The 15,053-nt window shown below is 40.4% G+C and carries 11 protein-coding genes and 1 riboswitch; of the genes, 3 read left to right on the top strand and 8 right to left on the bottom strand.

What is annotated here, in order from left to right; genetic code table 11:
* Position 1: 1 nt before the first annotated feature.
* Positions 2 to 142: a hypothetical protein gene (locus ACIQCO_RS06230; RefSeq protein WP_400426805.1), complete on the bottom strand. Its 141-nt coding sequence runs from the start codon at positions 140 to 142 to the stop codon at positions 2 to 4.
* Positions 143 to 165: 23 nt separating this feature from the next.
* A riboswitch (cyclic di-GMP riboswitch) is annotated at positions 166 to 251 on the bottom strand.
* Positions 252 to 370: 119 nt separating this feature from the next.
* Entirely contained in the window at positions 371 to 865 is a 495-nt protein-coding gene (locus ACIQCO_RS06225) for a sigma-70 family RNA polymerase sigma factor (protein ID WP_400426804.1), read from the bottom strand.
* A 306-nt stretch (positions 866 to 1,171) separates the two neighbouring features.
* Here ACIQCO_RS06225 and ACIQCO_RS06220 point away from each other — a divergent pair, with 306 nt between their 5' ends.
* Positions 1,172 to 1,705, top strand: a complete 534-nt coding sequence (locus tag ACIQCO_RS06220; RefSeq protein WP_400426802.1) for a VanZ family protein — start codon at positions 1,172 to 1,174, stop codon at positions 1,703 to 1,705.
* A gap of 102 nt (positions 1,706 to 1,807) precedes the next feature.
* Positions 1,808 to 2,647 (top strand): protein phosphatase 2C domain-containing protein, encoded by an 840-nt coding sequence (locus tag ACIQCO_RS06215; protein WP_400426801.1) that lies wholly within the window; start codon positions 1,808 to 1,810, stop codon positions 2,645 to 2,647.
* 130 nt (positions 2,648 to 2,777) lie between these two features.
* On the opposite strand, the gene ACIQCO_RS06210 is transcribed toward ACIQCO_RS06215, so the two are convergent.
* The 6 genes from ACIQCO_RS06210 to ACIQCO_RS06185 form a co-directional block, all read right to left on the bottom strand.
* Positions 2,778 to 3,254, bottom strand: coding sequence for a hypothetical protein (locus ACIQCO_RS06210; protein WP_400426800.1), 477 nt, complete (start codon positions 3,252 to 3,254; stop codon positions 2,778 to 2,780).
* 247 nt (positions 3,255 to 3,501) lie between these two features.
* Complete coding sequence (gene tatC, locus ACIQCO_RS06205) at positions 3,502 to 4,242, bottom strand: twin-arginine translocase subunit TatC (RefSeq protein ID WP_400426798.1); 741 nt, start codon at positions 4,240 to 4,242, stop codon at positions 3,502 to 3,504.
* Between the two features lie 146 nt (positions 4,243 to 4,388).
* Positions 4,389 to 5,396: an NAD-dependent epimerase gene (locus ACIQCO_RS06200; protein WP_400426975.1), complete on the bottom strand. Its 1,008-nt coding sequence runs from the start codon at positions 5,394 to 5,396 to the stop codon at positions 4,389 to 4,391.
* Between the two features lie 5 nt (positions 5,397 to 5,401).
* Complete coding sequence (locus ACIQCO_RS06195; protein ID WP_400426797.1) at positions 5,402 to 5,833, bottom strand: hypothetical protein; 432 nt, start codon at positions 5,831 to 5,833, stop codon at positions 5,402 to 5,404.
* A 181-nt stretch (positions 5,834 to 6,014) separates the two neighbouring features.
* A complete protein-coding gene (locus tag ACIQCO_RS06190; protein WP_400426796.1) occupies positions 6,015 to 6,182 on the bottom strand; it encodes a hypothetical protein in 168 nt (55 codons plus the stop codon).
* A gap of 191 nt (positions 6,183 to 6,373) precedes the next feature.
* Positions 6,374 to 7,579 (bottom strand): HupE/UreJ family protein, encoded by a 1,206-nt coding sequence (locus ACIQCO_RS06185; RefSeq protein WP_400426794.1) that lies wholly within the window; start codon positions 7,577 to 7,579, stop codon positions 6,374 to 6,376.
* Positions 7,580 to 7,851: 272 nt separating this feature from the next.
* Between ACIQCO_RS06185 and ACIQCO_RS06180 the strand changes: the two genes are divergently transcribed.
* Positions 7,852 to 15,024: a CehA/McbA family metallohydrolase gene (locus tag ACIQCO_RS06180; RefSeq protein ID WP_400426792.1), complete on the top strand. Its 7,173-nt coding sequence runs from the start codon at positions 7,852 to 7,854 to the stop codon at positions 15,022 to 15,024.
* The last annotated feature ends 29 nt before the right edge of the window (positions 15,025 to 15,053 follow it).

Here is a 15,053-nt window from a genome sequence, read left to right as displayed (position 1 = left end):
TTTAAGATATTTTATTAACGATAATTGTCACGAAGGTACTAAGGATGATAGTGGCAATCATGATTGATCCATATAGAATGCCTTTTTTCCTCTTTTTTTGATAAATTACTTCTTCTGGTGTAAGCCATAATTTTTTTGACATCAATGATTCTCCTTTTTCGTATTGATGGCAGCTGGCTGGCTTTGTCAAAATAACAGAAGCCCCTATAGCTTTGCGTCATCACTTTTCAGTGATTTTGCCCTTAATTTAGTGCCTCGAAATATTATACTCCAAGATCAAGTGCCTGTCATCGCCTAATGGGACTAATTTACGTACGTGCTCCTCGTCCCAATTCTTTATAATTGAATATCTTGTAGTGGGACAAGGAGCCTATCCCTCTGTCCCACCAAGGTGCCTGTCCCCAATTTTCCTTTTGGCGCTGCTTCGCCATTGCTTCACTGCGGAGACGGATACGTGTTCCTTTTCGGCGATTTCTTTTATTGTTAAGGAGTAAAGACATGATGCGAGTACCCATGTTGTCTCTTTTTCCGTAAGTTCTGTGCAATAGGAGAGGAGCAGCTCGGACTCGAGGGGCTGTGTGGAATCCAGGTCTTCGATGGTCCTCCAATACTCTTCCTTTGGATGAAATGTTCTCTCTTTCTGCTTAGCGGCAGCGGCTAATTCTGATAACAGTCTGCCTTTTATATACGAATAGGCATAGTTGCTGAATTTCCCCTTTCCCTCATCAAAGCCCTTACTAGCTTCCCAAAGTGCTATTAAACCAGTTTGGTAGAACTCCTCCTGGTCATGAAAAATTTTTAATGAGTGGATGATCCGGTGAATCATTGGTTTATACTGCTCGGCTAATTGTTCAAAGCTTTCCACTTGCGAATCCTTTTAGGACAGCGCGCTTCCGGTTATTCCTAGGTAGCTCTACCATACTGCGAAAAGTAGGTTTCATCGAATTCGTTACATTCACTTTTGAACCGAAAAAAGAGGGAAACATTCATTTTTAAGCTCTTAAAAATTACTTTTTAAAATGATTTTGGCCATTTAGCGAGATTATTGTATGAATTTTGCACGGAATTCTGGGTTTCTTGTATCATGCTTGGGGCAATTAACCATTTGGTCATGTTCATCGGTATGATAGAATAAAGTAAGTACAGTGCCATTTCAGGAAGGATATTCGTGATGTCTTACTATAGAAAAATTAAGTTCTGTTTACCATGGATTTTCGTATTGCTTTGGATGATTTTAATCTTCAACTTATCGGCGCAGCCGGCCTCCCATTCCGGTCAGCTTAGCAGGGGAGTCACAGCAGTAGTGGTGGAAACAGTTAAGCAAATTACCCCTGTAACCGATGTAACCGTTGATAGATGGGATCATATTGTAAGAAAAAATGCGCATTTCTTTATTTACCTAATGCTTGCAATCTGGGTATTTAATGCACTTTTAAAAAGTAGAATAGCAGGATTAAAGGGCTTTTTTCTAGCAATGGCAATCTGTGTCCTGTACGCTATTTCTGATGAATTCCATCAAGTATTTGTCCCGGGCAGAGGTCCTGCTGCTAAAGATGTGCTTATTGATAGCGCTGGAGCAATCGTGGGAATTGGGATTTATCAATTAGCTGCGCTTGCGATAAAAACACGAAAGCGAAAAAGACTTAGCGAAGGTCATAGTGACGGAAGAAAAGGCTCTCTTCCTGCCGCAAAGCGAAGGTCATAGTAACTGAGGGTGCCTGACACCATCGCGGTCCCCTGTGTTTCGATTCGCATATAAATAAAACAGCTGCATTTCTACATTTTTTATAAAGGAAGCTTGATATCGATGAGGGTTGAGTCATTTTTAAGGAGAGCCCCTTCAAAAAGTGTTAGCGAAGATGCCATTGTATTAAATGAAGAAATTAATGTTTATGGGGTCTTTGATGGAGCGACACCGGTAACCCCCTTCCAAGATGAGCAGGGGATGAATGGTGCCTATTTAGCAGCCAATATTTTTAAAGATTATTTCACTACACGCTACCCGGAAAACCTTTCCTTAGTTGAGGGGGTCGTGGCTGCTAACCGGTTGTTGAGGGCTCACATGGAGAAATACGGGATTGATCAGAAAAAGGTTGAACACATTTGGTCAACATGTGCTGCCGTCATCAAGTTTGAAAAGGATGGCATGATATCTTTTGCGCAGCTTGGAGATTGTATGATCATTGCCGAGTATCAAAACGGTTTGATAAAAGTCCTGACAAGGGATACCGTAAAGGGTATCAGTTATCGAGCGAGGGTTTGGCGTGAGGAGCAGCGTAAGCAGGGAGTTCCGATTCCGGATGAGGAATATTTTCAAGATCGTAAAAAGCAGCTTTGCTTTAATCGGACACTCGCGAATAAATCGTTTGGGTACAGTGTAGCAAATGGAACAGAAGAGGTTGGCCCGTTTATTCAGCATGGTCAAGTGCGGGGCAGCGAAATAAAGGCGATTTTACTCCTAACTGATGGTCTGTTTCACCGCGATTATTCATTGGAAGAAACATTTAACATGATCCGGAATGCTAGTGTTTCATCCTATGCGCTTGATTTAGAAAGACATGAGGGCGAGAATCGGCTTCATTCAGATGATAAGGCTGGAGTCATGATTAGACTTGATGGTGAGAGAGCCCAAAACCCCGCTTTGTGAAAAAAGCGGGGTTTTGATTTGTTTTCGTATTATAGGGGGATGGGATCAACTAGCTCTTCCTTTTCCAGCAACTGTTTCATTATGTTCGCGGCGGATTGCCGCCAATCAATTTGGTGTGTCACGACGAATGTTAACTCTTCGATTCATATTGGATGGGATCTGGAATCCATCCACTTTCATCCAGTTCGGTGTTTGTTGGCATCGATTCCATTTCCTTGCCGAGACGTTTCATCTCATCTTCATCCTTTGCCATCGAACTGTTGTGTGGTTTTTGGGCAGGGGGAGGGGCGACTTTTTTTTCAAAAATATTTCGCAAATAATCGGCAATTTCATAAAGCTTGCTTTCTGCTGCCTCCTTGACAGGTCGTGGGATTCTCATTTCACCATATAGAGAAGGTACTCCAAGTTTAGCATCATTCGGTCCGCTGGCATTTTGATCAATAGGAATTTCTAACCAATAGATTGATTCAGTGGAGGAATCTCGCAATGGGGCTCTGTACTTTACTGATTCGTCAATGCCGGTCAATGTAAATCCCTGACTGGTCAAAATGGAGTGTACCTTTGCAAGTGGTTTCTTTTCAAAAACAAGAGCTTTCGTTTGCAACATGCTTTTCATCTCCTTGAATCGATTTTTTTGGGCGGCAACATTTCCGCTTATCGCTGTTTACCCCGAAAATCTGGGGGGTAAACATTTTTTTGTAGTAATGGGGATGTCAAAAATGATTGGGGAAGGAATAGGTTCTATGGTGTCAGGCCCATCCGGTTAGTTGCTGAGTAGCGATATCCAGTAAATGTCGTAAGTCTCGTAAAAGAAAAAAGGGCCGGATTCATCACCTGAATCCGGCCTCTTCTATTTATCCCATTTCCACCGAATCTAATAGATTCCGGCGCTTTTGCTTCTTTTTATAAACAACTTTTGCTAAGAAGATACTAATTTCAAATAAGAGAATCAGCGGTACGGCTACTGATAGATGCGACATGATTTCTGGGGGTGAAATCATCGATGCAATAATGACGAGAATGAAATAAGCATACTTTCGCAGTTTCACCACTTTATAGGGATTTAGGATGCCCAGAGTGGTTAAAAACATTAAAACGAGCGGCATTTCAAAGGCAATGCCGAATGGCAGCGTCATGTTAATTAAGAAACTAACATATTTTTCCGCAGTAAACGAAGGGATCATGAGACCGTCACCCATTTTCATAAGAAAGGTCATGATGTTTGGAAAGATAAAAAAGTATCCGAATGCAAGCCCTGCGATAAAAAGAAAAAACATCGCCGGTATATAAGATAATGACGCCTTTCTTTCAAACGGTTTCAAGGCTGGCTTTACAAATAACCAAATTTGCCATGATAATACAGGGATGGTTCCGGCAACGGCGATGATGGTGGCCAGGTGGAAAAAAATCCAGATGATATCACTGGGTCCCAACACCATGAGTTTATAGCCGAGATCACCCATAAAAAAGTTATAAATATTTTTCGCATAGATAAGTCCAAGTACAAGAAAGAGGATAAAAGCAACAGCGGTAATCATCAATCTTTTTCGCAATTCATCCAAATGGTCCATTATTTGAAGATCGTTATTTTTCATAGAGGTGCTCCTCAATTCTAGGATAGTATGTATTATATCATCCGAACGGTGCATCCTTCCATGCAAATTTGTCGAATTAAGATACTATTGATGATTCACCTCAAATGAAAGGGACGAGGGGCTCCTCGTCCCACTGGAGCCTGTCCCTACGTCCCATAATACTTTTTGTACCAGTAAACAAATTGTTTTAAGCCTGTGTCGATTGTGGTTGTGGGGGTGAAGCCGATGTCAGCGTGCAGGTCGGAAATGTCGGCGTAGGTTTGCTTGACGTCGCCGGGCTGCATGGGTAGAAATTCAATTGTAGCTTGTTTCCCGATTAACTTCTCCAGCGTATGAATGAAATCGATGATACTTACGGGGTTATTGTTGCCGATATTATAAATTTTATATGGCGCCTTGCTGGAGCTCGGGTCAGGGCTGAAGCTATCCCAGTTCCGGTTGGCCAGCGGCGGACGATCAATTAATTGAATGATGGCCGCGACAATATCATCAATATAAGTAAAGTCTCGTCCCATGTTCCCGTAATTAAAAACCTTAATGGGCTTGTCAGCGATAATATTTTTTGTGAAAGAATAATAAGCCATATCCGGTCGCCCCCAAGGTCCATAGACCGTAAAGAACCGAAGACCTGTCGTCGGAACCTGAAATAAATGGCTGTACGTATGGGCCATTAATTCATTCGCCTTTTTCGTGGCGGCATATAGACTGACAGGGTGATCAACGGTGTCTTTAGTGGAAAAAGGAATGTTCGTATTTGCCCCGTAAACAGAACTCGATGAGGCATAAATCAGGTGCTCAACCTTAAAGTGCCGGCACGCCTCTAATACATTGATAAACCCAACTAAATTTGAATGAACATAGGTATGTGGATGGTCGATACTATAACGGACCCCGGCTTGAGCCGCTAAATTTATCACGATCTTAATCGAATGCTCCTCAAATAGCTGCGTTAATTTTTCCTTATCGACTAAATCCATTTGATAAAATTCAAAGTGAGCGTTTTTTTCTAATATCGTTAGACGGTCTTTTTTTAAAAGAACATCATAATAGTCATTGAGATTATCTACCCCGATAACATGATGATTTTGCGCTAACAAATGATTTGCTAGATGGAAACCAATAAAACCAGCTGCCCCTGTAACTAAAATGTTCATGGTTCTCATTTCGATCCTTTATTAGGGAGCGGAAACGGTTTTTTTGTCCATGCTGTATAGGTTTTGCGATCAATCGCCTTTACTTGTTTGAGAAAGGAATCTAAAAAACCTCTTTCCCGAAGGTCTTTAAATAATTCGAGAGGCCTGTCCTGTTCGCGCGAAAATGAGTATCCATGATGCTCTCGTTTTGCATGTTTTAGATTCCCGTAAAGTTTGACGCATTGCTCTTCTGAGATGCGGTAAACAGCGCCCTGAGCGCCAATTCCAATCAGCGGGAAGTTGGTCGGATTATCAACCACGACCGTTCTTTTGCCCTTGATTACAATCAAGTTCATCTGCGTTTCAGAAACTAATACGCCATCGTGGTTAGGAGTGATCCATTCGGGGATGCCTGCATGCGGGTCCACTCGCAAATTTAAATGAATAGCAGTACGCAAATAACTCCTCTCCTTTCCTATCCTTATCGAATATCGTATGCAGCATGGCAGCGATTAGTGTGGGACGCAGGGAGAGTACCTTGTCCTAATTTATAAGAAAGGACTGCATTTTCCCGCTACTTTGTTTAGCGAGAAAAAACTGCAGTCCTTTTTTGTGGTTTACCTAATATTTCATTTTCCTTTATTTAACTTTAATCATGGAATTGGCTTTAAATGTTGTGTTTTTAGGATCAAACCCTGAAGGAGTTACACGAACAGTGGCAACTTGCATATCGTTCTCCTCGTCAATGGCGGCCGCTTGGTTTTGTGGTTGACCGATTACCCCTGCATTTAGATGCTTCGCGTTCATGGCAAGAACAATAAGTGCTTTTATTGGTTTGTTGTGCCAATTGTTCGCGTAATTGGTTTGCTTTTACAAATTTAAAAATGATCAGTCTGACGATTAGGGCCACTACTAACGCTAGCCCCATTCGATAATAGGCAATAACCGGTTGATTACGAAATGCGGTAAGTGTCGATAAAGGACTCAACTCCTATATGTTAGGTTAATAATCGTTCGACCAACCAAATTCCACCTAAGAGAAAGGCGACCGAAGATACAGATATGATGGTCTTCCGTGAAATTTTTGAACGATGCAATAGTGCTAATAAAGGTAAAAGAATGATAACGATTAGGAGCTGTATCAGTTCAATGCCGATATTAAAACTAGCAAGATCAATGGCTAATTCGCTCTTAGGAATATTCATTTCTGTTAAAATATCAGCAAATCCCATTCCATGAATAAGTCCAAAAAGAAAAGTCAGGATCCAACGGTAGGTAACCGTTTTACGGAAGATATTCTCGAGCGCCACATAACAAATACTGAGCGCTATAGCCGGTTCAACAAAATTGGCAGGTATTGAAATGATTCCTAGGACGGTCAATGTTAATGTTAAGCTGTGTGCAATCGTAAAAGCGGTGATCACTTTGGCAAACTGTTTAAAACTTTGTCTAGCAATAAGAAGTGACAGCAGGAATAACAAATGGTCATAGCCTGAGAGGATATGATTCATCCCAAGTTGCAAAAATGAAAGCCACCCTGATGTTGAATTTGAAGTGGGTTCCGCTGTTTTTTTCGGTTGATGCTGTTGGTCCATTTTTGAATTTGTTTCATTTGATTGGGACCCAGCTAAATCATTTTCAGTAAGGATCATCGACCAATTGCGATTATTTCCTTGAAGGGCTGCTGTACTATTTTGATCACCATAGTTAATCTTGACTAAGTCAACATAGTTTGCGTTTTTATCATTCATATATAAGTTATCGGTTAATGAAATCGATTGAGAAACTGTTACTGCAGGTAAAAGCGCTTCAAGCTGGAGTTGGGTAGCATCTCCTCTTCGGTTTAAATTGATTGTTTCTATCTTGAACCAGTCTTGCTGCTGACCATCTATTTTTAAAATAACATGATCATTTATAATTGATACAATTTTATTTTTAATTCCTTCAAATTCTTCTTGGTCTAACATCCCATCTTTATTTAGGTCTCCGCCGGCTAACTCGATGACAGAAACTTCATCTATTCCATAGGTCATTTTTGTTTGCGATTTTGTAAGGTTTAAAGTGGTGTAACTAGCACTATAGGCATGTGCTTGAGCTGTTTGGATAGACAAATTTAACAGAACGATAGGAACAGTTAAGAGGATAAGCGTGCGAAAATGAGTACGCAAGAATGTAAATAATTTCGATAGGATAGTTTTGTTCATTGAAGGCCTCCTGAAGTTGAACTTGGGAAATAATTAAATAATTATTTAAATAGAATCACGATAAATATAACATATAAGTAAAAATAAAAGTTTATTAAATTTTTAGAAAGTTGTAGAAATTTGTGACTAAGCATAATAAGATTACCATAGGTCCTTTTTATTAGTTGAAAGGGGGATAAATTGGAAATAGTAGGTATTAATCCCTACTATTAGAATCAGATGGGGCCAAAAAATGTAAGTGTTTCCATTATTTTTCGGGAGGAATGTCATCGGTGCACAACCTAATTAGAAAATACAAGAAATGGGTTAGCCTGTTTCTAACAGCGCTTATGTTATTATCAATGGTCCATCCACAAATGGCAAAAGCTGCAACAGATCCAGTTACTCTAGCAAAATGGGATTTTAGTAAAGGAAATAATCTAATTGCAACAGATGGAATAGCGGCAAATCTTACCAAGGCACTTTCAGTTACAGGTGCAGCAGTTTCATCTTATGCTGCAGGTCCTACTTCAGGAATCAGTGTTCCTAATGCTACTCCATGGACAAACAGTCCGTCATTTTGGAAAGTAGCATTGTCCACGAAAGACTATCAAAATATTACCTTATCATCTAAACAATATAGTTCATCAACTGGACCAAAAGATTTCAAACTTCAATATAGTTTGAATGATACAACATGGACAGATGTTCCCAATGCCACTGTATTGGTTGGAAGTGGCAGCTGGACAACAGGCGGTCTGTTAACGAATGTCTCATTACCTGCTGAGACAAATGATAAAGATGTGGTTTATGTTAGATGGCTTTTAAACTCTAATTTAGCTGCTAAAAATGATGGTAGTGCTATTGTTTCAACAGGCACTAGTCGTATCGGTCTGATCGAGTTTAAAGGTGACCCAAAAGGTACTCCGACTGTTGAAAAAACAGCCGCACCTAATGGTGCAAAAATTACCTATGCATCCTACACAAGCGTTACCGGTACTGCAGGTGCAGTTGCTAATAATGCACAAGTGAAAATTTATGATGAATTCAGCACATTGTTGGGATCGGCAACAGCTGGTGCCGATGGTTCATTTTCGGCAACCATTACGAATCCACAATCAAAAGCATTAATCTATGTTTCTGCTCAAGAGACTGGTAAGGATGCTAGTGATAAAGTATCTGTAAGCTATACAGGCGTTGTCATTCAAAAAACGGCAACACCAATCGCTTCAAAAATTACTTATGCTACTTACACGAATGTCACTGGTACAGCAGGGGCAGTGGTAAATAATGCAACAGTTAAACTCTACTTTGACGACAACACGGTTGTTGCGACCACAACTGCGGGTGCTGATGGTTCGTTTAGCGTTACTTTTGCAAACCCGCAATCAAAATCAGTTATCAATGTAATGGCACAAGAAGCTGGGAAAGACCCAAGTGACAAGGTTGCTGTAACCTACACAGGCCCTACTGGAAATCCAACAGGAATTTCCCCGGGAGACGTCGTTTTCAGCCAGTTATATGTTAATGGTGGAAACAGCGGTGCCTTTTATAAAACAAAGTTTTTTGAACTTTACAATAATACAGATAAAGATATTGATCTAAATGGTTGGTCTATTGCTTATTCAGCTGCAGCAACTATGAACTTTGGTGCCGGACAGGCTTTATCAGGTGTGATTAAAGCACATGGTTATTTCCTAGTTGTAGGTGCAACCGGCGCTACAGGCGCAGACCTTCCAGTAAAGGCTGATGTTACCACCACATTGAATCCAAGTGGTTCAACAGGCGGTGCCTTAGTCCTTGCTAAAAAGAAAACAGCTGTTACTGGTGTTGATGACCCAGATGCTATCGATTTGTTAGCCTTTACTAACGGCACAGCGGTTTTTAAAAATCCATTATATTGGGGAAGCCCAATCTCAGATTCTACTGTAGGTGGGGGGACCATTCAACGTAAAACAAATATCGGTACTGAACCTCAATCAGCCTATGGTCTAGGAAATGGCTGGTTTACGAAAGATCCTTCTAAAGATTTTACGATGAACAAGCCTGCCGGAGCTAACTATCCTCAGGAAATGGTTGTTCATAATTCCAAGTTTATGCTAACACCAGATTCTGCGAAGATTGCTTTTACAAAGGCGGGCGGTACTGCGACGATTGCAGGCCAAGCTGGATCTGTTCCAGCTTCATCTACTGTCAAAGTTTATGTTGAGAATGGTGGTACATTAACTAGTCCGCAACAAGCAACTGCAGCTGCAGATGGGTCTTTCTCACTGACTTTCCCAGATGCTAGCAACAGTTCAGCCGTTTACGTAACACATACTGATGGATCGCAAACTGCACCACTTGAGAGCAGCTATGCAAGAATAAACGTTGCTGGCACTCCTAAGACGGTCACTGCAATGAGTGAATTGCGGAAAAATGATACCAATGGATTGCCGATCAATCTTGGCTATTCAACAACCATTGAAGGGGTAGCAACGTCGGACAATACCCCGTCTGAAAATGTAAAAACGAATTTCACGATTCAGGATGCAACAGGTGCGATCAAAGTTGTCAATAATCTTGATCCATCCACAACTATTAAAGCAGGAACAAAGTATAGTATTGATGGACGTGTGGTCTTCACAGCAGGGCTAACACAGTTTGTTCCGACTGCAATTAGATTTGTTGGATCTGATACTTTACCTAATCCTGAGCAAATAGCCATTAGTGCAATAAACGAAACAAAAGAGAGTAAATTAGTCACATTCAACGGAAAAGTAACGAATATTCCTGCCAATGGTCCAGATTATGATATTACGGTTAGTGATGAATCGGGGGCTAATTTAGCGATTGTTCGTGTGCAAGGAACACTTGGTGATCTTGAACAAGGTTCAAGCTATACGTTTACAGGAATTGTTAGCCAATATAAAAAGGCTGCACCGTTTACTAGTGGCTACTTCCTTTTACCAAGAAACGCCGCTGACATAAAAGGCCAATTAGTGTTAACTCATACGGCGTTAACAAAAGCGTATATGGGCATTGATGTTGCTTTCACAGCAATGGCCAAAAATGCGGATTCCGTGATTCTTTATTACAAAGGAGCAACAGATTCCTCTTATCAACAAGTAATGATGAACGCTGCGGATGGCAAAAATTATAATGGTAAAATCCTAAAGGCTAATGTCCCAGTAGGAAAATTACTCTATTATATTGAAGCTGTTACCAAAGATGATAAAAAATCAGTGGGAACTGCGGCAGCGCCAATCACTGTCGATGTGGTCGAAGATACAGATGGTCCAGCATTTTCAAATGAGTTACCTGTAACTGGCGACAATATCGATTCTAGATATCCTGTTATCTCAGTTAAAATGGATGATCCAAACGGAGTAAACACTTCATCGGCAACCATTAAGATTGATGGCAAGGATTTCACTTCAAAAGCAGCAATTAGCGAAACAGAAATTAAATTAATTCTTACAAAGAGTGATGAATTAACCGAAGGCGAACATACCGTAGCTGTATTTGCGAAGGATAAGCTCGGTAACCCGTCAACTTTCACTTGGAAGTTCACGGTAGCAAAACGGTTTGTCAGCGGAAATCATTATCGGGGAACGACACATAACCATACAAACATTTCCCATGATGCGGCTGGTTCACCTGAGCAAGCATTAAAAGATGCTGAGAAATACCATTACGATTATTTTGCTTTTTCAGACCATTCTCATGATATTGATGCCAGCCTTGTAAATAAGGATACGGTTGATCATGGTGGAATGAAAGAACGTACTGGTGGTTCCGATTGGCAGTTAACGAAGGATTTAGCTAAGCAATATACAAAGGATGGAAAGTTTGTTGTCTTCCCAGCCTTTGAAATGACTTCGACAACATGGGGTCACTCAAATGTATTTGGTACAGATAACTTTATTGACCGGGTTGTTAATGGCGGAGCCTATCAAAAACTGCAAAATTATTATGCGTGGACACTAACATATGATAATATTGTTGCCCAGTTCAACCATCCAAAAATGTCGGCAAATGCTTTTGATAATTTTATCCCTTACGATAAAAATGTCGACAAGTTATTCACGATGTTGGAAGTTGGAAATGGTTCTGGAAAATATTCGTATGCCAATGCTGAAGACAAGTATTATAGTGCCCTTGACTTAGGCTGGCATGTTGCCCCTACTTATGGTGAGGACAACCATGATGCGACATGGGGTCAAACGAAAAAACGTACGGTGATCGTCGCTTCTGATTTATCGCAAAATTCACTTCTAGAGGCAATGAAAAAAATGCGCGTCTATATGAGTGAAGATCCTAACTTTACGTTAGATGTATCTGCAAATGGATTCTATATGGGATCTACCGTTGATACGAATACGTTAGACTTTAAGATTACAGGAAGTGATCCTGTTTTAGAAAAAGCTTCTGACCCGGATTATAGCTATATCAAAACGCCTTCTAACGATTCTATTGCAAAGGTTGAGTTGCTGTCGAATCGTGGAAGAGTTATAGACACTTATGTACCAACTAAAGACGTAACTTCATTTAATTGGGAGCCAAGTGTAACTGTAGCTGGCGGTCAACAATGGTTTGTTGTGAAGGTAACTCAAAAAGACGGCGATCAAATTTACTCTTCACCAATTTGGTCTCCAGCTAAGGATTTAGCTGTAAGTGTAAGTAATGTAAGTACACCGGATGGTGCGATTGTCGGTGGTGTTGCTACAACGCTTACTGCAGGTGTAAGTAACCTAGGAAGTGTAAACGTAAATAAAGTAAAAGCAAAATTCTATTACGATACGATTGATGTTGCACACTTTATTGGCGAAGCCGTTATTGATTCGCTACCAGCCAATACCTCAGGAAATGCCAGTGTTGCATGGGCAAATCCGGTGGCAGGAACCCATAACATTATTGTTATGCTTTCTGCAGACGATGGTCACGACTTGGGTGATAATAAATATGAACAAAGCTTTGTTATTAAAGCGCCATTAGGCAAAACAATCATGATTGATGGTACACATGGCAATGAAAATACAAAAGCGGATCTTGGCACATACAAAGATAACCTTAAATTATTCACAACGTTAATGAAACAGCAAGGCTATACGGTTGCCGAAAATTCAGTGACACTTTCTGATGATGTGTTAAAAAATGTAAGTGTGTTAATGATTACGCACCCTACATCTGCTTATACATCCACTGAAATTGCTGCCATTACTAAGTTCGTCACCGCTGGTGGTTCATTATTAATGACAGAAAAGAGTAACTTTGGCGGTTCGAATCAAAATCTAAATGATATCTTAGCAAATGTTGGTTCAAGTATTCTTGTGAACAATGATGGAGTGTTTGATGAAACAAAAGAAGGTAACTTCTGGGGTACACCATTAACATCAAATTTCTCTGTTCGTTTACACCCAACACCTGTTAAAAACACACTAACTGACTTTGTTCCAACAATTGAATACTATAGTGGTGCAAGTCTTGCGAAAAATGATGGAACAGGTAAAAAGGCAGCGTTAACGGATAGTAGTTCTGTCACAATCCTAGCTCGAGGAAACGAATCAACGTTCCAAGATAGCCCAACGATCAAAGCGGATTCTGTATCCTATAATGTGCGTACAGCCATTAAAGGCGGTCCGGCTTTGGAAGATGTTACCGGTGGTTCAGTGATTCCACTAATTGCGTCTGAAGAGATTGGCAAGGGTCGAGTTGTTATCTCTGCAATGAACGTCTTCAATGATAAGCAAATTGATCAAACATTTAGTCCAAAAGGAAATGCGCAATTTGGAGTCAATGTTGTCAACTGGTTAACATATCTTGAACCAAAAGTGAAATCTCTTGGAGATGCACGTTTGTTAGCCGAAGGAACAAATGTTGTTGTTGAAGGAACCGTAACGACAACTGCATTTTTTGACGCTGTTTATATTCAAGATAATACGGGCGGTATTATGGCCTTTAATGATGTACCGGCAGGAAGTTTAAAAATTGGCGACAAGGTTCGTATTTACGGACACATTAAAACATTTGAAAACAACTTAGAATTAGAGTTTGGCAGTTTTGCAGAAAGTGTTGTAAAACTAGGTGCAGGTACACCAGTTGAACCTAAACTCGTTACCACTAAGGATTCAAATGCAGAAGCAAACCAAGGCCAACTTGTTAAAGTGATCGGTAAGGTTGTTTCAAAATATGATGAAAATTCATATGAAATTGATGATGGTTCTGGAAAAACGTTAGTATTTACAGATGGATATATTATCAATCAAAGCGGACCTGTACCAAACCTTAAAGTGGGTGACACGTTAGAGGCTGTTGGTTTAACAGGTAAGTTTAGTGAAGGAAATCGTATCCGTGTCAGAGATACGAGAGAATTAGTAGGAACTATAGCACCTGATACTAAGAGCCAAGGTCAGTTATTATTAGGTGACAAACCGTTAGCTAATGTAACATTCAGTCTTTATACGGCTGGTGCAAATCAAGTATGGTATGATTTCACAACAGATGCAAACGGAAACTTCACTTATAATCTGCCAGATGGCGATTATAAACTTGATGGTGTATGGGTGGATCCGACATGGTATCCATTAAACGGGGCTTACAAGATTAAGAATGGTCTCGTGAATGGTACAAACAAATTAGTTATTAGTGCAACCGATTACCAAGTTCCAACAGATCCTGGAAAAGTAAATGTTTCAGGTAAATTAACCAAGAACTCTGGGGGTTATGCGAACATTCCGTTCAGTATCCATACCCTTGATGGAAAACAATGGTACGATACAAGAACAGACGCTAAAGGTCAATTTGCCCTTCTTGTACCAGATGGAAAGTATCAAATAGATGGTATTTGGGATGGAGCAAAAGGCTTATGGCAAGTTTTAAATCAACAATTTGAAGTAAAAGATGGCAAGCTAGTGGGCGCTCCTGAGTTACTAGTTAATGTGAAGGCAATTGAATCAAACGTAACTGGTAAATTAACACAAGGCGATACTCCTTTAGCAAATACTATCTTTAGTATTCATACTACTACTGGCGAACCAGTTTGGTATGATACGAAAACAGATGCAAACGGAAACTTTAGCTTTAGTCTGAACGATGGAACGTATAAGCTTGAAGGTATTTGGGTTGATGCGGACGGTACATGGTATGAATTACAAAAAGAATTTACCGTTTCCGGCTCACTTCAACTTGACCTTAAGGTTCCAGTTAAACCAGCAAAAAATGTTACAGGTGTATTAACGAAAGGGACGGAAGTCCTAGGCGATGTCGTTTTCAGTTTCCATACTACTACTGGTGATACAAAATGGTATGATGTGAAAACAGCTGCTGACGGAAGCTTCGGCCTTGTAATGCCAAACGGCGCTTATCAACTTGACGGGGTTTGGGTGGCATCCGAAACGAAGTGGTATGTCCTTAACCTTAAGATTAGCGTCGAAGATGGAAAATTAGTTGGAACCGACCAATTACTAATCAATCTTACGAAGTAATAATATCTAGGAAGAGCCGGCCCCTTTTA

It is taken from the genome of Neobacillus sp. NPDC093127 (genome assembly GCF_044754175.1).
Lineage (GTDB): Bacteria > Bacillota > Bacilli > Bacillales > Cytobacillaceae > Neobacillus.
This window is presented reverse-complemented; position numbering and strand designations above follow the sequence as displayed.